This is a genomic window from Streptomyces sp. 6N223, assembly GCF_052246635.1.
Lineage (GTDB): Bacteria > Actinomycetota > Actinomycetes > Streptomycetales > Streptomycetaceae > Streptomyces.
Window position 1 is genome coordinate 96,729 of record NZ_JBQQCA010000007.1, and the last position, 15,851, is coordinate 112,579.

Genomic DNA, 15,851 nt, shown 5'->3' on the forward strand with positions numbered 1-15,851 from the left:
GCTGGGGGCATGGAAAGCGAGACGAGGGATCGGTGCCCCGTGTGCTGGCGAGTCGGGTTCGGGCAGCGCTGGTCGCTGCTCTCGCGCCACCCGTCGTCGCAGGGCGAGGTGGAGTACCTCCGCTGCGCCTGCGGTTGCGTGGTCGTGGCGGTGGACGGCGAGGTCGTCGTGCGGCGGCCGGCCGCGTACGCGAAGGGTGCGCGCGCCGCCTAGTGCTGGAAGAGGTCGATGTGGTTGCCGCTGGGGTCGGTCACGCAGGACGAGCGCGGCTTCCAGGGCCGGTCGACGGGCGGCTCGACCTCGGTGGCCCCGGCGTCGAGCGCCCGCCGGTGCGTCGCGTCGACGTCGGCGACCAGCAGGCCGAACCGCGAGGGGCCCGCCGGGCCGGGGTGGTCCGGCTGGTGTGCGACGGTCAGCAGGAAGAACTCCTCGCTGGGCCAGGTGCCGAACTGGAAGGAGTGGATCTCCTCGTTGAACGTCGCCTCGAAGACGCTCTCGTAGAAGGCTCTGGTCTGCTCCAGATCGCTGACGTTGATGGTCACCTGGGCGATGCGGGGGCTGGTGGGCTGGGGCATGTCGACTCCGTACTCGATGTAGTGGTCCACGGTGCGGACCATGCGCGACAGGGCGTGAGCACGCTCGCGCAGCTCCTGCCGGTGGCGGACGAGAACCGCCTCTCCGGCGGCGGGGCCGGTCGCGTCGACGACCTGCCGCACCGCGTCGAGCGGCAGGTCGATCCTGCGCAGGGCACCGATCAGCCGGGCGCGCCGGAGCTGGCCGGGCCGGTAGCGCCGGTAGCCGGTCGCCGGGTCGACGTGGGCCGGCCGCAGGAGGCCGACCTCGTCGTAGTGCCGCAGGGCGTGGAGGGAGAGGCCGCTGAGGAGCGCGAAGCCGCCGATGCCCAGGAGATCGCTGTTGCTCACGCCATCAGCATCGGGTTTCGGGTCGCCCGAGAGTCAACCGCCACGGCCCGCCCGTGTGTCGCGTCCGCCGGTGGTGCGAGTCGAGTCGCCTCCCGGGACGGCCGTCACCGTCCCGAGCCCCGGGGACTGGCGCCGCAGACCATGGGGAGGTTGCCGTCCGGGTCACGGAAGACGAACCAGCCCTGGTCCTCGAGTTCCTGTACGTCCGTGACCACGTCGGCGCCGCAGCTACGCACAGGGCCGTGCGCGGCACACACATGCTCGACGCCAACCAGCGATGGGACCTCGGGAGGGCGACCGAGGCCATCGGCAGGCTGTCGGCGTACGCCCCCGCCTGGATCAAGGAGCCGCTGCGGGCCGACAACATCGCGCGGCACGCCGGAGCTCGCCCGGCGGGTCGCGGCGCCCATCGCCGCGGGCGACAAGCTGCACACGGAGTACCGCTTCGCGGAGTTCATGCGCGCCGGGGCCGCCCACGTCTTCCAGCCGAACGTCGTGCGCGTCGGCGGCGTCACGCCCTTCCGCCGGATCGCGCGGCTCGCGGCCGGGCGCCTGACCGAGGTCGACCACCTGGTCTGGGCCTGCGGTTCACCGAGCCGCGCGTGGAGGCGGGCTGAGCGCGCCGCGTTGGGGCCTGCACGAGTCTTGACAGTGCTCGTCGGCGTTGGGGATGCTGCCAGCCATTCAGAAAGCGCTTTCCCACCATGCTCGCGCGTTATGAATCGATTCAATCTCCACCTGTCAATTCGTCACCGTCGCCCACGACACGAAGGAGTACGGATGGGCACGTCACACGCCCACCCCCGAACCCACGGCCGCGCCCGCGCCCGCCGCAAAGCCGCCGTCGCCGGTATGCTCGCCCTGGCCGCCGGTGCCGCCGTCCTGACCGGCCAGGCCCAGGCTGGCTCGTCCGCCGATGGCCAGGACGACCGGGGCGAACGCCTGGTCCGGGAGTTGGAGTACCTCGACCGCGCGCCCGTGGCGGTGCCGACGGACGAGGGGGTGTTCGTCAGCTGGCGGCTGCTGGGCCTGGACGCGCGCGACACGGCGTTCCACGTCTACCGGGACGGCGAGCGCATCACGCGCCAGCCGCTGCGCGGGGCCACGAGCCTCACCGACCCGGACGGCACGGCCGAGTCGGTGTACCGGATCGCGGAGGTGCGGGACGGGCGGATTACCGCGCGCACCGAGCGGTTCCGCGTGCTGGCACAGCAGTACCAGGAGATCCCCGTCAACCGGCCCGAGGGCGGCACCACCCCCTCCGGCGAGGCGTACACCTACCACCTCAACGACGCCTCCGTCGGCGACCTGGACGGCGACGGCCAGTACGAGATCGTGCAGAAGTGGTACCCGAGCAACGCGAAGGACAACGCCAACTCCGGCTACACCGGCAACACGATCATCGACGCCTACACGATGGACGGCGAGCAGCTGTGGCGCATCGACCTGGGCCGCAACATCCGCTCCGGCGCGCATTACACGCAGTTCATGGTGTACGACCTGAACGCCGACGGCCGCTCCGAGGTGGTGATGAAGACCGCTGACGGGACGGTCGACGGCGCCGGCGAGGTGATCGGCGACCCGGACGCGGACTACCGCAACACCTCCGGCCACGTGATCGAGGGCCCCGAGTTCCTGACGGTCTTCGACGGCGAGACGGGCGCGGCGGTCGACACGATCGACTACGAGCCCGGCCGCGGCAACATCTGCGACTGGGGCGACTGCACCGGCAACCGCGGTGACCGCTTCCTGGCGGGCGTGGCGTACCTGGACGGGGAGCGTCCCTCGGTGGTCTTCGCCCGCGGCTACTACACGCGCTCGGTGCTGGTGGCGTACGACTTCGACGGCGAGAGCCTGAACCGGCGCTGGACCTTCGACTCCAACGAGGCGGGCGCGGAGTACGAGGGCCAGGGCAACCACAACCTGTCGGTAGCGGACGTGGACGGCGACGGCCACGACGAGATCGTCTACGGCTCGATGACCATCGACGACGACGGCACGCCGCTGTACAACACCGGCCTCGGCCACGGCGACGCCATGCACCTGAGCGACCACGACCCCTCGCGGCCTGGCCTTGAGGTGTTCGCCGTCCACGAGAGCATGTCCGCCTCCGGCAACCGGGGCGCGACCTTCCGCGACGCCGCCACCGGTGAGGTGCTGTGGGGAATGCCCGCGAGCACCGACATCGGCCGGGGCGCGGCGGGCGACATCGACCCGGCCCACCCGGGAGCCGAGTCCTGGGCGGTGACGGCGACCGGCGAGTGGGACTCGCGCGAGGGCGAGCTGCGGGCGGCCGACGGCACGCTGCTCGGGACGGCGATTCCCTCGGCGAACTTCATGATCTGGTGGGACGGCGACCCGCTGCGGGAGATCTTCGACCACGAGTTCGACGAGGAGGAGTACCCGCGGGGTGGTGACCCGTACATCGCGAAGTGGAACGCGGAGGGCGGCCAGCAGGAGGTCGTGCTGCCTCTGGAGGGCGTCTACAGCAACAACGGGACCAAGGGCAACCCGACCCTCCAGGCCGACCTGCTGGGCGACTGGCGTGAGGAGCTCCTGCTCCCCACGCGGGACGACGCGGCGCTGCGCATCTACACGACCACCGCCGAGACCGAGCTGCGGCTGCCGACGCTGATGCAGGACCCGGTCTACCGGCTGGGCGTGGCCTGGCAGAACGTGGCGTACAACCAGCCGCCGTGGACGAGCTACTTCGTCGGCGACGGCATGACCCAGCCCTCGCGGCCCGCCATCACCTACGCCGGCCGCTAGCGGGCAGCCGCGGCAGCGCGGGCGAGGAGCGGCGCGTTCGGTTGTGGACGCACACCGAACGCGCCGCTCACCGGTCGGGACCGGGCGCCGGCGTGGCGCCGGGCGTCAGAAGGTCACGTCGCTGCAGAGGAAGTAGATCTGGTCGGCGTGCGAGGCCTTCCAGATCGTGTAGACGACGTGGTGCCCGCTGCGGCCCGGCGCGCTGACCTGGGTCGTGTAGTGCTCGGCGGGGGCGTACCGGTCGGTGGTCTTGACCAGCTCCAGGTCGCCCCAGTCCAGGGCGTCGGTCTGGGCGTCGTACCCCTGCTTGGTCACGTAGATCTGGAGGTAGTCGGCGCCGTGGAGGGCCTGGTCGTAGAGGTCGAGCGTGAAAGTGCTGCTCAGCGGGGAGGTCTTCCAGGGGCCGGGGTTGTCCAGCGAGTTGTAGCGGCCGTCCTGCGTGTGGCCGGCGCTGCAGAGCTGGTTGTCGGGGATGAACGCCTGGAAGTCGCCGCCGGTGCCCTCGCGGTAGAGGCCGTTCCAGTTCCACATGGCGTTGGTGTCGTACTGCCAGGCCTGCCAGCACATCGGGTCCTGCTGCTCCATGGCCGGGTTCTGGAAGTCGCTGCCCCAGCGCTGCCAGCAGCCGTAGTTGCGGGACAGGGGGGTGCCGACCGAGCCGTGGGCGTCGGCGTTCGGGGTGGACCAGGGGGTGATCAGCAGCGTGGCCGCGGCCAGCAGCACGATCATGGTGCGGAACGCCGTTCTTCGGGCGTCGGTGGATTCGTGACGAAGCACGTGAGTGAACACTGCGACTCCTCGTCCGGAGATCGGGGGGTGTTTCCGGAGTGAAATGGGAGCGCTCCCGTTTACCGGACGCTCTTCCCGGGCCACAGAAGGTTGAAACGTTCAATCCGCCCCGAGGGCGGGAGGGTCACGCGCCGAGGTAGCGCAGCACGGCCAGCACCCGGCGGTGTCCCTCCTCCGTACGCGGCAGCCCGAGCTTGGTGAAGATGCCCGCCGTGTGCTTCTCGACCGACCGCTGGGAGACGTCCAGGGCCGTGGCGATGGCGGCGTTCGTCCGGCCCTCGGCCATCAGGGCCAGCACCTCGTGCTCGCGGGCGGTCAGCGCCGCCAGGCCGTCGCGCGCGTGCCGGTGCCGGGCGGACAGCAGCTGGGAGACCACCTCGGGGTCGAGCGCCGTGCCGCCGGCGGCGACGCGGTGCAGGGCGTCGACGAAGTCGGCGACGTCGACGACCCGTTCCTTGAGGAGGTATCCGAAGCCGGACAGGCCGGTGGTGGCGAGGCGGTCGGCGTAGCGCGTCTCCACGTACTGCGAGAAGAGCAGCACGCCCAGATCCGGGTACCGCTCCCGCAGGGTCAGCGCCGCGCGCAGGCCGTCGTCGCGGTGGGCCGGCGGCATCCGGATGTCGGCGACGACGGCGTCGGGGCGGTGCTCGGCCACGGCGGTCAGCAGCGCCCGCGCGTCGCCGACCGAGGCCACCACCTCCAGGCCGCGGTCGCGCAGCAGCTGCACGAGGCCCTCGCGGACGACGGCGGCGTCCTCGGCGATGACGATGCGCATGCGGGGCTCCTACGCCGGGTCCGGCTCGCGCCCGAGGGGCAGTTCGGCGGTGACGGTGGTCGGGCCGCCGTCGGGACTGTCGATCAGCAGCCGTCCGTCCACCGTACTCACCCGCTCCGACAGTCCCGTCAGGCCCGTGCCGCCGGCGCCGCGTCCCGTCCCGGGCCGGGCGCCGCCGTGCCCGTCGTCCCGCACCACCAGGCGCAGGACGCCGTCCTCCTCGTACGCCGTCACCTCGGCGCGCGTGGCGTCGGCGTGGCGGGCGGCGTTGGCGAGGAGCTCGGCCGCGCAGAAGTAGGCGATGGACTCGATGGCCTCGGGAGGCCGGGCCGGCAGGTCGACGCGGGTGGTCACCGGCAGGCCGACGCGGGCGGCCAGGGTCTCCAGGGCCACGTCGAGGCCGTCGTTGAGGGCGGGCGGGTGGATGCCGCGCACCAGGTCGCGCAGCTCGGCGATGGCGGTGCGGGAGCCGTCGAGCGCGGAGTCCACCAGCTCGCGGCCGCGGGCGAGTTCGGGCGCGCCGCCGGGGGCGCGGGCGAGCTGCTCCTTGGCGCGGGCGAGCGCGATGGCCACGGCGACGAGCCGGGACTGGGCGCCGTCGTGGAGGTCGCGTTCGATGCGGCGGAGGGTCGCGGCGGAGTCCTGGACGGCCAGCGCGCGGGTCTCCTCCAGCACGTGCACCCGCTCGTCGAGCCGGCCGCGGCCGAGGAGGGCGCGCGCCATGGGGCGTACGACCTGGGCGAGCAGCCCGCGCGTGGACCAGGCGGAGAACGCCAGCACGGCCAGGCCGGCGACGGCGGTGAGGAGGGCGGTGGGCCAGGTGTCCATGCGGACGTCGTTGGCGATGCCGACGCCGCGTTCGCCGTCCTCCACGACGGCGCGCCACCACAGCGGATAGGTCAGCCCGGCGAGCCCGTAGAGGCGCACGCCGACGGAGACGACGAGGAGGAGGACGCCGAGCGGGGCGTACGCGACGGTGAAGGCCGCCGCCCGCCATCCGTCGCCGTCGGTGAGCGCGGCCCGGAGGGAGCCGACGAGCCCGCGGGCCCTGCCCCGCCCCGGGGGCGGGGGGATCCGCTCGCCGAGCAGGCCGCGCAGCAGCGCCCGGTGCAGCGCGCCGGTGCCACGGGCGACGGCGAGGACGCCGACGAGAAGAACGAGGCCGACCTGGGTGACGGAGGCGACGAGGGAGACGGCGAGCAGGGCCAGCAGCGCGATGCCGCAGACGATGCCGGGGACGGGGGCGAGCAGCGCGTAGGCGGCGTCGCGGGGCGTTCCCAGGAGCGTGCGGAGGAGGCGGCGGAGGGGGCGGCGCGGGTGGGTCACGGGGCTGGCTTTCTTGACGATCCTCTCCCTGCGGAAGCAGGGAGATTCCCTTCGGCTACCCGTGGGTGGCCGGGAGGGCTTCACGCATCCGCCTCCGGCGCGGGGCCGACCTCGCCACAGGCGGCACAGGTCTGCGAGGTGTGTAACGCGGGCACAGCGATCAGGGCGGAGCCGTACATCCGGCACTTGTACGCGAGTTGCTGTCTGCGCTGTCCAGGGGCGTTGTCCAGGATGGACCGGTTCAGCCCCGCCTTCTGGCGGACGTTGCGCCCTGGCTGCTCCCTGGTCCCTTTGGCGGTTTTCGTCATGTTCTTCACACGCAGGTCCTCGATACCGACGAAGCCGTGGCTTTTGGCGAGGTCGGTGGTCAGCTTGTGCGTAAAGTCCTGACGGCGGTTGGCCTGCCGGGTCTTGAGTCTCGCGATCTGGGCAATCGTGCGGCGCAGTCGGCCCGAGTACGTCCCTCCCGCGTGATCCTTGGCATAGGTGAGCTGCCGGGCCTTACGCTGCTCCAGCGCTTTGAGCCGCTTGCGCTCGTTCGGCTTGAGGATGGGCGGCATGGTGCGAGGCGTGTCCTCGGTGGACACGTACGCGGACGCCGCAACGCCGAAGTCCACCCCGCAGCCGGGCTTGCCGTTCGGGGCATCCGGGCTGCGCGCGGTGTGCACGCCGAAGGAAACGTGCCAGCCGTTACCGTCCCGGGAAACAACGGCATTGCGGATAGTGCCGCCCAGGGCGCGGGAGAGTCTGAACCGCACCCATCCCAGCTTGGGGAGCCGGACTTCGGCCCAGTGGCGGCTGAGTTTGCGGACCTCGATTCGCTGTCCCTTGAATGGGATGCTCATGTGGTGCCCGCGCTTCTTCCTCGCCGGGAACCCTGCCGGGTGGTCAGGGTTCCAGAAGTTGAGGAACGCCGCGTCCAGATTCGCCAGGATCCGCTGACCGCACTCCGAGGGCAGATCGGCGATCCAGTCCATCTCGGCGCGGGCCTGGGCGAGTTGCTTGCACTGCGCCGAGCCCATCAGCGTGACCCCACGCTGCCGCCACAGGTACCGACGCTGCTCCAGCGCCAGGTTCCACAGCGCCCGACAGGTGTGCCCCCACGCCGTCAGCCGTGCCTCCACCTCACGCGCCGGGTACAGCCGATACCTACGCCCCATATCAGCCTTCCCCATAAGGACACACCTCCCTTCTCACCTGCGGAAACATGCTGACCATTCTACCGGTTAAGGCTGCTCAACCGGCCTGCCTGCGACGGCTGCTGTCCAGGGCTTTCCAGACAGACGCTCCGCACCTCTGGCGCGCAGATCCAAGGAGCCGATTCACCCTCGGGGTGAAGCCCGAGGCACGCCCGGCAGACCATTGTGATCCCATGGTGCCGAGTAGCCGGAGCCGGCGGGCCTCAGCTGCTCCGCCGCACCACGCCCTCGATCGGCCGCACCCGCAGCATGCGCGCCAGCGGCGCGCTCGACGCGGTCCACACGAGCGCGGCGCCGCTGGCCAGCGTCGCCGCCCACGCCCACCCCGGCAGCCCCGAGAGCGGAGTGCCGGTCCTGCCGCCCAGCGGCAGCATCACCGCGCAGGCCGCGCAGACCCCCGCCCCCAGCCCGGCCAGGGCCGTGACCGCCGACTCGGCCGCCACCACCGCCACCACCTGCCGCTTCCGCGCCCCGACCGTACGCAGCAGAGAGAACTCCCGCAGCCGCTCCAGCGTCAGCATGACGAGCGTGTTCGCGGCCACCAGCCCGGCGAACCCCGCGTACAGCAGCGTCCCGAAGACCTCCACCCAGTCGGCGTTCCCCTCCCCGGTCAGCGACACGAACTTGGCCACCGCGAACGCCGTCACCAGCGCGATCGGCGTGATCGCCGCCGACAGCCGGCGCGCGCGGGCGCGGCATCCGGCCACGGCCAGCTCGCCGGCGACGCCGCCGAGGCCGCGCAGCAGGGGGGCCGCGAGCGCGGTCGCCAGCCGCCCTATCCAGGGCCCGGCCAGCCCGATCGCCACCAGGTACGCCAGCAGCACGATCGGCACCTCGGACGCCGCGTCCTCGGCGGAGAGCGCGCCCGCGGCGGCGGTGAGCGCGCCCGCGCCGGCGAGGAAGACCAGCGAGGCGACGCCGCGCACCCGGCCCGGGCGTTCGCCGCCCTGCACCTGCGAGTCGGCGAGCGCGGCCGACGGCCGGGTGCGGGACGCCCGCCAGGCCCCGATCGCGCCGCCGAGCTGCGAGGAGACGAACAGCACCCCGAACGCCGCGAGCAGCGACGGCAGTCCGACGCGCAGCTCGATCTCCTCCGGGACCATGCCCTGCCGCGCCAGGCCGTCGAACCACACGCGGGCGAGCAGCGCCCCCAGCCCGTAGCCGACCGGCAGCGCCAGCAGCGCCGTCCACAGCGCCTCGGTCGCCACCATGCGGCGGATCTGCCACGGCCCGGCGCCGACCGCCCGCAGCAGCGCGCTCTCGCGCCGCCGCTGGGCGACGGCGAGGGACGTCACCTGGCCGATGACGAAGATCGACATGTAGACGGTGAGCAGACTGAACGCCACGCCCATCTCGGAGAGCGCCGCCTGGTCGGCCGAGGCGGGGGCGCCGGCGGCGGAGACGGCGATGGCCACGCAGGCGGTGACGACGGTCGCGGAGAAGACGAGGGCGGCGAACGTCCCGGCGAACGCGGAGGGGCGGGCTTTGACGGAGGCGGTGGCGAGGCCGGTGGTGGCGAGCACGCTCATGCGCGCACCCCCGCCCCGGCGCCCGCGCCCGCCGTGTCGTGGGCGAGCCGGCCGTCGGCCAGCCGCAGCACCCGGTCGGCCAGGGCGGCCACCGCGGGGGCGTGCGTCACGACGACGACGGTGGCGCCGTACGCGCTGACGGCCTCCCGCAGCAGCCGCAGCACGCCGGCCGCCGTGTCCTGGTCGAGTGCGCCGGTGGGCTCGTCAGCGAAGACGACGTCCGGCTCGGTGATGAGCGCGCGGGCGATCGCCACGCGCTGCTGCTGCCCGCCGGACAGCTCCCCCGGCCGGGCGTCCTCGCGCCCGGCCAGGCCGACGCGGGCGAGCATCCGGCGGGCCCGGTCGGTGTTCGGGGCGGAGCGGCGCCTGCCGCCGAGGCGCAGCGGGAGCAGGACGTTCTCCTGCGCGGTGAGGGTGGGCAGGAGGTTGAAGGACTGGAAGACGAAGCCGATGCGCTCGCGCCGCAGCCGGGTGAGCTTGCGCTCCCCCATGGTGCTGATCTCCCGGCCGGCCAGCCGCACGCTGCCGGAGGTGGGGCTGTCGAGCCCGGCGGCGCACTGCAGGAAGGTCGACTTGCCGGAGCCGGAGGGGCCCATCACGGCGGTGAGGGAGTGGGCGTACAGCCGGGCGTCGAGGTCGCGCAGTGCGTGTACGGCGTGCGGCCCATGGCCGTAGGTCCGGGTGACGTGCTCCAGTTCGAGGACGGCGTCCATGGGCGCGGTGCCTGCCTTCTCCGGTCGGGCCGGCGTCGCCCGGTGCGCGCCGACGGTCCTGACGACCGTACGAATCCGCAGGCCAGGGGCGCGATGGTGGAGGCACCCGGGTTGGGGGTTCGGTTCTTCCGAACCCCCAACGAACTCCCCGCGCGAACGCCGCCGCGCTGCCGCCGTCAGCCGCCCGGCTCGGTCGAGCGGGCCAGGGCCACGCCGCCGACGATCAGGGCGAGCGCGGCGACGCGGCCGACGGTCACGGGGTCCTTGTGGATCACGATGCCGAGGGTGATGGCGCCGATCGCGCCGATCCCGGTGAAGGCGGCGTACGCCGTGCCGACGGGCAGCCCGTTCATCGCCAGCGACAGCAGGTAGACGGCGACGGCGGCGAGCGCGAAGCAGATCAGCGTGGGCAGCGGGCGGGTGAAGCCGGCCGTGGGCTTGATGCTCTGCGACCAGGCGACCTCGACCAGCCCCGCGGCGATGAGCAGCAGCCAGCTCACAGCGCCCCTCCGATCGTCCGGGCCGCCGCCAGCGCGGCCGCGCGCGAGGCGTCGTGGGCCTCGCGGCGGGCGGCGAGGGCGGGATCGGTGCGGGCGTTGACCAGTTCGGTGCCGAGGAAGGTCATCGCCTCCTCCGGGATCGCGAAGTGCCCGGCGAGGAAGTCGCGCAGGCTCGCAGCCGGGCGAACAGGCGGCGGTCGTCCTCGCCCGATGGCCGCCAGTCGCCGAAGGAGCGGACGGTCTCGACGGCCTCGGCGAGCGGCAGCAGCGGAGTGATCCGCCACAGGCGTTCCCGGTCACCCCGATCGACCAGCTGCCGCACGACGTAGGCGCGTTCCGCCTCGGTGAGGGAGCTGACGTCCCCGTCCCCGTCCCCGTCCCCGGCGTCCCCGGCGGCCCCGGCCCCGGAACGCCGCCCCGCCAGCACGCGCAGTGCGTCCAGGTCGCCCAGGGCGGCCATTCTCTCCCGGAGTGCCGACCGTTCCATGGCGGAGGCGGCCCGGTAGCCGAGGGCGAGCAGCGCGCCGTCCGGGTCCAGCGCCCGGTACTGGCCGTGCTGTCCGGTGCGGACGAAGAAGAGGGCGCGCTGGACGTCGTCGGAGGGGGCAAGGCCGTGCGTGACGCAGAACGCCGCGGCCTCCGGGTCGGCGACGAACGCCACGGCCGCCGCGCAGAAGAGGTCGACGGTCGCGGGGTCGTTGAGGGCGAGGAGGCGGGCGCGGGCTCGTTCCCCGAGGGGGTGGTCGAAGCGGGCGGCGGCCCGGGCCAGGGGGCGCGGCTGGGGATCCGCGCCCTCCTCACCGAGGGCGAACCGGCTGAGGGACACCAGCTCGGAATCCCCGGGATCGGAGCCGGTCGCGGCGAGGCCCCACGTCTCCAGCAGCGACCACAGCGTGGGGTGGTGGTGGTCGAGCCAGTCCTTCCAGGCCTGGTCGACGACCGGCGCGGGCGGGGGCGTCGCGCCGTCGCCACCCAGCAGCTGTGTCACGAGCGGGGACGCCCACCGCTCCGGCGGCGGCCCGGAGACCGACCGGTCCAGCCACGCCAGCCACACGGTCAGGGGTCCAGAGGACCCCAGCGCGCGGCGGGCCGCACGTAACCCAGCAGGCCTGCCCGCGGTCGCCCCCCGCAGCACGGTGTCCAGCGCCCGCCGGAACGCCGGGGCGCCCGCGCCCAGGCGCAGCAGCAGGGTGGCGGTGTGCAGGCGCACGTCTCACACCTCCAGCACCGGCGTCTGCACCGCGCAGACGCCGGAGAACCCGATGGGACAGGGGCGCACCCAGCATGCCCCGCCGGTCCCGGGAGGGGCGCCCCGCCCCCATCGTCGCGCACAGCGCCCTACGAGGACCCGTGCCAGGAGCGCCAGAGCGCGGCGTACGCGCCGCCGGCCGCCACGAGGTCGTCGTGGGTGCCGAGTTCGGTCAGCCGGCCGTCCTCCATCACGGCCACGCGATCGGCGTCCCGGGCGGTGTGCAGGCGGTGCGCGATGGCGATGACGGTCCGGCCCTGGAGGACGGCGGCCAGCGCGCGTTCCGTGTGGCGTGCGGTGGCCGGGTCGAGCAGGGCGGTGGCCTCGTCAAGTATCAGCGTGTGCGGGTCGGCCAGCACGACCCGGGCCAGGGCGAGTTGCTGGGCTTGTGAGCCGTCCGTCCGGTGCCCGCCCGGGCCGAGTTCGGCGTCCAGGCCGCCGGGCAGCTCCGCCACCCACCCGGCGCCGACGGCGTTCAGCGCGGCGCGCAGTTCCTCGTCGGTGGCCGAGGGCGCGGCGATCAGGACGTTGTCCCGGACCGTGCCGAGGAACACGTGGTGTTCCTGCGTCACCATCACGACCTGGCGACGCAGCCGCTCCGGGTCTAGGCCGGCGACGGGGACCCTCCCCACCGTCACCGTGCCGGCGCGCGGCGCGTCGATGCCCGCCAGCAGCCGGCCCAGCGTGGTCTTGCCCGCGCCGGAGGGGCCGACGACGGCCAGCCGCTCGCCGGGCCGCACGCTCAGGTCGATCCCGTGCAGCACGTCGCCCCTGCCGTCGTAGCCGTACCGGACGCCGGCCACCTCGATCCGGTCGTCGGCCGGCACCACCCGCCCGGGCACCGGCGCGGCCGGCCCGTTCGGCGGTTTCCGCGCGGCGATTGCCACTCCCTCCACCCGGGCGAAGGCCGCGCCGCTGCTCTGCAGCTGCTCGACCCACAGCAGGATCGTGTCCAGGGGCTGCGACAGCTGCCGCAGGTACAGCGTCACGGCGACCACCGCGCCCAGGCTCACCGCGCCCCGCTCGTGCATGGCGCCCCCCAGCAGCAGCACGCCGACCACGGGCAGGGTGTAGGAGATGTCCACGCTCGGGAAGAGGACGCTGCGCAGGAACAGCGTCCGGTTGCGGGTGCGGTAGCAGGCGTCGATGGCCTCCTCGGCCGCCGCGACGCGGCGCCGCCGCAGCCCGAACGCCTCCACCGTGCGCGCCCCGGCCGCCGTGGCTGCCAGCAGCTCCGCCAGCGCCGAGTCGGCGGCCCGCTCGGCGAGGTAGGCGGAGCGTGCCCGGCGCAGGTACCAGCGCACGGCGAACGGTACGCCGGCCAGTCCGACCACGCCGCACGCCCCGAGCAGCGGATCGACCAGCACGACCGCCGCCACGATGAACGCCGCCTGAACGCCGGCGATCAGCATGTCGGGCGCGGCGTCCCGCAGCGTATGCCCGACCGTGGTCACGTCGTTGGTGCCGCGTGCCGCCAGGTCTCCGGTGCCGGCGCGCTCCACGACCGACGCGGGCAGCGCCAGCGCCCGGTCGACGAACTCCTCCCGGATGCGCGCCATGGTCCGCTCGCCGAAGCGGTGCCCCACGTACCGGGCGCAGCGCGTCAGCAGCAGCTGCGCGAGGGCGAGGACGACGATGGCCAGCGACAGCCGGTCCACGGTGCCCGCGTCCGCGCCGGCCCGCACCTCGTCGACGATACGGCCCAGCAGCCACGGCCCGGCGAGCCCCGCGGCGGCGGCCAGCACGTTGAGCAGGAGCACCGCGGCGAAGGCGCGCCCGTCCCTGCGGACCAGTCGCGCGGCGGCCCGGCGTATCCGGGTGGGCCCGGCCACGGGCAGCGCGGCCCCGGCGGCGGCCTCCTGTCGCGTGGTCATGCGACGCCCTCCAGCCCGCGCGAGACGAGCCTGCGGTAGCCGGCCTCGTCCCGCAGCAGCTCGCGATGGGTGCCGATGGCCGCGACCCGGCCCTCGACCAGGTAGTACACGGTGTCCGCCCGATCCAGCAGGAGAGGCGAGGTGGCGGTGACCAGGGTGGTGCGGCCGGCCCTGGCGGCGCGCAGCCGGGCCGCGACGGCGGCCTCGGTGTGGGCGTCCAGGGCCGAGGTGGGTTCGACCGCCAGCAGCACCTCGGGCTCGGCGAGCAACGCCCGTGCCAGGCGCAGGCGTTGCCGCTGGCCGCCGGAGAGGTTGCGGCCCTGCGCCTCGACGGCCGAGTCGAGCCCGTGCGGCAGGCCGAGGACGACGTCCCGCGCCATGGCCGCGTCGATGGCCCGGCCGACGGCCTCCTCGTCCGGGTCGCGGCGTCCGCTCACCACCTCGCGCAGGGTCCCGGCGAACAGGTCGGCCTCGTTGTCCGCCACCAGGACCCGCTCGCGGACCGAGGAGAGGGCGATCTCCGCGAGCCGTACCCCGCCCCACGTCGCGCCCTCCGGATCGGCGAGGCGGCCCAGCCGGTCGACCACGGCCACCGCCTCCGCGGTCCGGGCGCTGACCAGCGCGGTCAGCGTCCCCGGCGCCACCCGCACGCCCGAGGCCGGATCGTGCAGTTCTCCCTTCCCCTCGCCGGGCGGCTCCTCCTCCCCCGTCGCCGCGTCGGGCTCCAGCGCCAGGAAACGCACCACCCGCCGCGCCGCGACGAGCCCGCGGCCGATGTCGTATCCGCCCTCGATGAAGGAGCTCACCGGCACGACCAGGACCGCGACGTAGCCGTAGACCGCCACCAACTCGCCCACGGTGAGGCTTCCCTGGGCCACCATCCGGGCGGCCAGCCACGTCACGGCGGCGAGGAACAGCGTCGGCAGCCCGGCCCCCAGGGCCTGGATCCAGCTCGTCACCCTCCCGACCCGGTACCCCTCGTCCCGCAACGCCCGCGCGTCGCGCCGGTAGCGCTCGGCGTACACCTGCCTGCCGCCGAGCCCGCCCAGCACGCGCAGCCCTCCGACGATGTCCACCACCCGGTCGGCGAGCCCGCCCAGCCGCTCGCGGTACGCCGCCTCCACGCCCTGCAGCCGCCCCAGCAGCGGCCCGAGCAGCACCGCGAGCACGGCGACGCCCAGCAGCACCACCAGCGCCAGCGGCGGCGAGACGGACAGCAGCCACGCGGCCACGGCGAGGTAGGCGAGGACCGCGCCGACCCCGGGTCCGGTGACGGTCAGCGTCTGCGCGATGACGCCCACGTCGCTCATCCCGATCGTCATGACCTCCCCGGCCGTGACCCGGCGGGGCAGCGCTGCGCCCAGCCGGGTGGTGTGCCCGACCACGACGCGCACGGTGCGGTAGGCGGCGTCGAGCCGCACCCGCGTCATGGTGCGGTGCCGCATGATGGCAAGCCAGGCGTTCGCCACGCCGACGCTCAGCAGGACCGCCGCCCAGCCGGCGAGCGCCGCGGAGTCCCCCGGCGCCAGGCCGTCGTCGATGGCGCGCGACAGCGCGTACGGCGGCAGCGTCAGGCCGATCATCCACGCGGTGCCCAGCACCGCCCCCGCGGCAACCCGGCGCCTCTGACAGGCCACCAGCCACCACAGGAATCCCCAGGCGCTCCGGCCGCTGACACCTCTCCCACGTCTCGTCACGCCTCGTACATTAGTGCCACGTTCCCGAAAAAACGGACCACGGAATTCAGGAATCCTTCCCGGCGGGGGAAACAGTGGCTCAGACCAGTGAAGGGTTTGCACGCGCATCTTGGGACAGATGGCCCGTTCTCGAAAGCCCTGACTGAAAGCAAGACCGGCGGGTATGCCTGCGCTGCCACGGCCACCGCAATTGCGTGCGCAATGGCTACGCGCCGAAAGTGGACAGGTCATTCAAAACCGTCAGGAGGAATCAATGGAAAACCCGACATCCATCGACGAGCAGGACACGGCCCAGAGCTACGAGCCGCCGGCTCTGGTTGCCGTCGGTGAATTCTCCGAGGACACCCTCGGCTTCGGCAGCAAGTACGAGGACGTCCTCGGCGAGCAATGGTTCTGAGAAATGCCATACCGCGCCGGATTTGTCGTCCTTCCTGACGCGCCGCACACACGGCTCGACGGCGGCGTGTTCCCCTTCGACGACCCGCGTCGCATAGCGCACCCGTCGGGT

At 73.6% G+C, this 15,851-nt stretch carries 15 protein-coding genes and 2 pseudogenes; 5 read left to right on the forward strand and 12 right to left on the reverse strand.

Features of this window, described 5'->3' with window-relative positions; translation table 11 throughout:
• Positions 1-39 precede the first annotated feature (39 nt).
• On the forward strand, positions 40-213 hold the full coding sequence (locus tag ACTWQH_RS07455; RefSeq protein WP_443285557.1) for a hypothetical protein: 174 nt from the start codon (positions 40-42) through the stop codon (positions 211-213).
• On the opposite strand, the gene ACTWQH_RS07460 is transcribed toward ACTWQH_RS07455, so the two are convergent.
• Entirely contained in the window at positions 210-923 is a 714-nt protein-coding gene (locus ACTWQH_RS07460; protein ID WP_443285558.1) for a VOC family protein, read from the reverse strand. The genes ACTWQH_RS07455 and ACTWQH_RS07460 overlap by 4 nt on opposite strands.
• A 53-nt stretch (positions 924-976) precedes the next feature.
• Here ACTWQH_RS07460 and ACTWQH_RS07465 point away from each other — a divergent pair.
• The 3 genes and pseudogenes from ACTWQH_RS07465 to ACTWQH_RS07475 all read left to right on the forward strand — a co-directional run.
• Positions 977-1,279: pseudogene (locus ACTWQH_RS07465) on the forward strand (hypothetical protein); the annotation flags it as partial.
• A 25-nt stretch (positions 1,280-1,304) separates the two neighbouring features.
• Positions 1,305-1,463 (forward strand): annotated as a pseudogene (locus ACTWQH_RS07470) (enolase C-terminal domain-like protein); the annotation flags it as partial.
• A 240-nt stretch (positions 1,464-1,703) separates the two neighbouring features.
• Positions 1,704-3,692, forward strand: coding sequence for a rhamnogalacturonan lyase (locus tag ACTWQH_RS07475; protein ID WP_443285604.1), 1,989 nt, complete (start codon positions 1,704-1,706; stop codon positions 3,690-3,692).
• 105 nt (positions 3,693-3,797) lie between these two features.
• Here ACTWQH_RS07475 and ACTWQH_RS07480 read toward each other — a convergent pair whose 3' ends face one another.
• From ACTWQH_RS07480 to ACTWQH_RS07530, 11 genes are all read right to left on the reverse strand, one after another.
• Entirely contained in the window at positions 3,798-4,421 is a 624-nt protein-coding gene (locus tag ACTWQH_RS07480; RefSeq protein ID WP_443285605.1) for a lytic polysaccharide monooxygenase auxiliary activity family 9 protein, read from the reverse strand.
• Between the two features lie 184 nt (positions 4,422-4,605).
• A complete protein-coding gene (locus tag ACTWQH_RS07485; protein WP_443285559.1) occupies positions 4,606-5,256 on the reverse strand; it encodes a response regulator transcription factor in 651 nt (216 codons plus the stop codon).
• Positions 5,257-5,265: 9 nt separating this feature from the next.
• Positions 5,266-6,582 (reverse strand): sensor histidine kinase, encoded by a 1,317-nt coding sequence (locus tag ACTWQH_RS07490; RefSeq protein ID WP_443285560.1) that lies wholly within the window; start codon positions 6,580-6,582, stop codon positions 5,266-5,268.
• 80 nt (positions 6,583-6,662) lie between these two features.
• Complete coding sequence (locus ACTWQH_RS07495; RefSeq protein ID WP_443285561.1) at positions 6,663-7,757, reverse strand: RNA-guided endonuclease InsQ/TnpB family protein; 1,095 nt, start codon at positions 7,755-7,757, stop codon at positions 6,663-6,665.
• Positions 7,758-7,984: 227 nt separating this feature from the next.
• Positions 7,985-9,310, reverse strand: a complete 1,326-nt coding sequence (locus tag ACTWQH_RS07500) for an FtsX-like permease family protein (protein ID WP_443285562.1) — start codon at positions 9,308-9,310, stop codon at positions 7,985-7,987.
• A complete protein-coding gene (locus ACTWQH_RS07505; RefSeq protein ID WP_443285563.1) occupies positions 9,307-10,023 on the reverse strand; it encodes an ABC transporter ATP-binding protein in 717 nt (238 codons plus the stop codon). The genes ACTWQH_RS07500 and ACTWQH_RS07505 overlap by 4 nt, the downstream gene beginning before the upstream one ends.
• A gap of 176 nt (positions 10,024-10,199) precedes the next feature.
• On the reverse strand, positions 10,200-10,523 hold the full coding sequence (locus ACTWQH_RS07510; protein WP_443285564.1) for a DMT family transporter: 324 nt from the start codon (positions 10,521-10,523) through the stop codon (positions 10,200-10,202).
• Positions 10,520-10,648: a hypothetical protein gene (locus ACTWQH_RS07515; protein ID WP_443285565.1), complete on the reverse strand. Its 129-nt coding sequence runs from the start codon at positions 10,646-10,648 to the stop codon at positions 10,520-10,522. The genes ACTWQH_RS07510 and ACTWQH_RS07515 overlap by 4 nt, the downstream gene beginning before the upstream one ends.
• The gene (locus ACTWQH_RS07520) at positions 10,645-11,733 is read right to left on the reverse strand and encodes a hypothetical protein (protein WP_443285566.1); all 1,089 of its coding nucleotides are present in this window, start codon (positions 11,731-11,733) and stop codon (positions 10,645-10,647) included. Before ACTWQH_RS07520 ends, ACTWQH_RS07515 begins: the two co-directional genes overlap by 4 nt.
• A gap of 128 nt (positions 11,734-11,861) precedes the next feature.
• Complete coding sequence (locus ACTWQH_RS07525) at positions 11,862-13,646, reverse strand: ABC transporter ATP-binding protein (RefSeq protein ID WP_443285567.1); 1,785 nt, start codon at positions 13,644-13,646, stop codon at positions 11,862-11,864.
• Positions 13,643-15,343 carry an ABC transporter transmembrane domain-containing protein gene (locus ACTWQH_RS07530; protein WP_443285568.1) on the reverse strand — a complete coding sequence of 567 codons (1,701 nt, stop codon included), beginning with the start codon at positions 15,341-15,343 and terminating at the stop codon, positions 13,643-13,645. The genes ACTWQH_RS07525 and ACTWQH_RS07530 overlap by 4 nt, the downstream gene beginning before the upstream one ends.
• 253 nt (positions 15,344-15,596) lie before the next feature.
• Between ACTWQH_RS07530 and ACTWQH_RS07535 the strand changes: the two genes are divergently transcribed.
• Positions 15,597-15,740, forward strand: coding sequence for a lasso RiPP family leader peptide-containing protein (locus tag ACTWQH_RS07535; RefSeq protein WP_443285569.1), 144 nt, complete (start codon positions 15,597-15,599; stop codon positions 15,738-15,740).
• Positions 15,741-15,851 lie beyond the last annotated feature (111 nt).

Coding starts and splice junctions, on each gene's coding strand:
- ACTWQH_RS07475 (WP_443285604.1), top strand. CDS start 1,704: ATGGGCACGTCACACGCCCACCCCCGAACCCACGGCCGCGCCCGCGCC.
- ACTWQH_RS07480 (WP_443285605.1), bottom strand. CDS start 4,421: ATGATCGTGCTGCTGGCCGCGGCCACGCTGCTGATCACCCCCTGGTCC.
- ACTWQH_RS07485 (WP_443285559.1), bottom strand. CDS start 5,256: ATGCGCATCGTCATCGCCGAGGACGCCGCCGTCGTCCGCGAGGGCCTC.
- ACTWQH_RS07495 (WP_443285561.1), bottom strand. CDS start 7,757: ATGGGGAAGGCTGATATGGGGCGTAGGTATCGGCTGTACCCGGCGCGT.
- ACTWQH_RS07500 (WP_443285562.1), bottom strand. CDS start 9,310: ATGAGCGTGCTCGCCACCACCGGCCTCGCCACCGCCTCCGTCAAAGCC.
- ACTWQH_RS07505 (WP_443285563.1), bottom strand. CDS start 10,023: ATGGACGCCGTCCTCGAACTGGAGCACGTCACCCGGACCTACGGCCAT.
- ACTWQH_RS07515 (WP_443285565.1), bottom strand. CDS start 10,648: ATGACCTTCCTCGGCACCGAACTGGTCAACGCCCGCACCGATCCCGCC.
- ACTWQH_RS07525 (WP_443285567.1), bottom strand. CDS start 13,646: ATGACCACGCGACAGGAGGCCGCCGCCGGGGCCGCGCTGCCCGTGGCC.
- ACTWQH_RS07535 (WP_443285569.1), top strand. CDS start 15,597: ATGGAAAACCCGACATCCATCGACGAGCAGGACACGGCCCAGAGCTAC.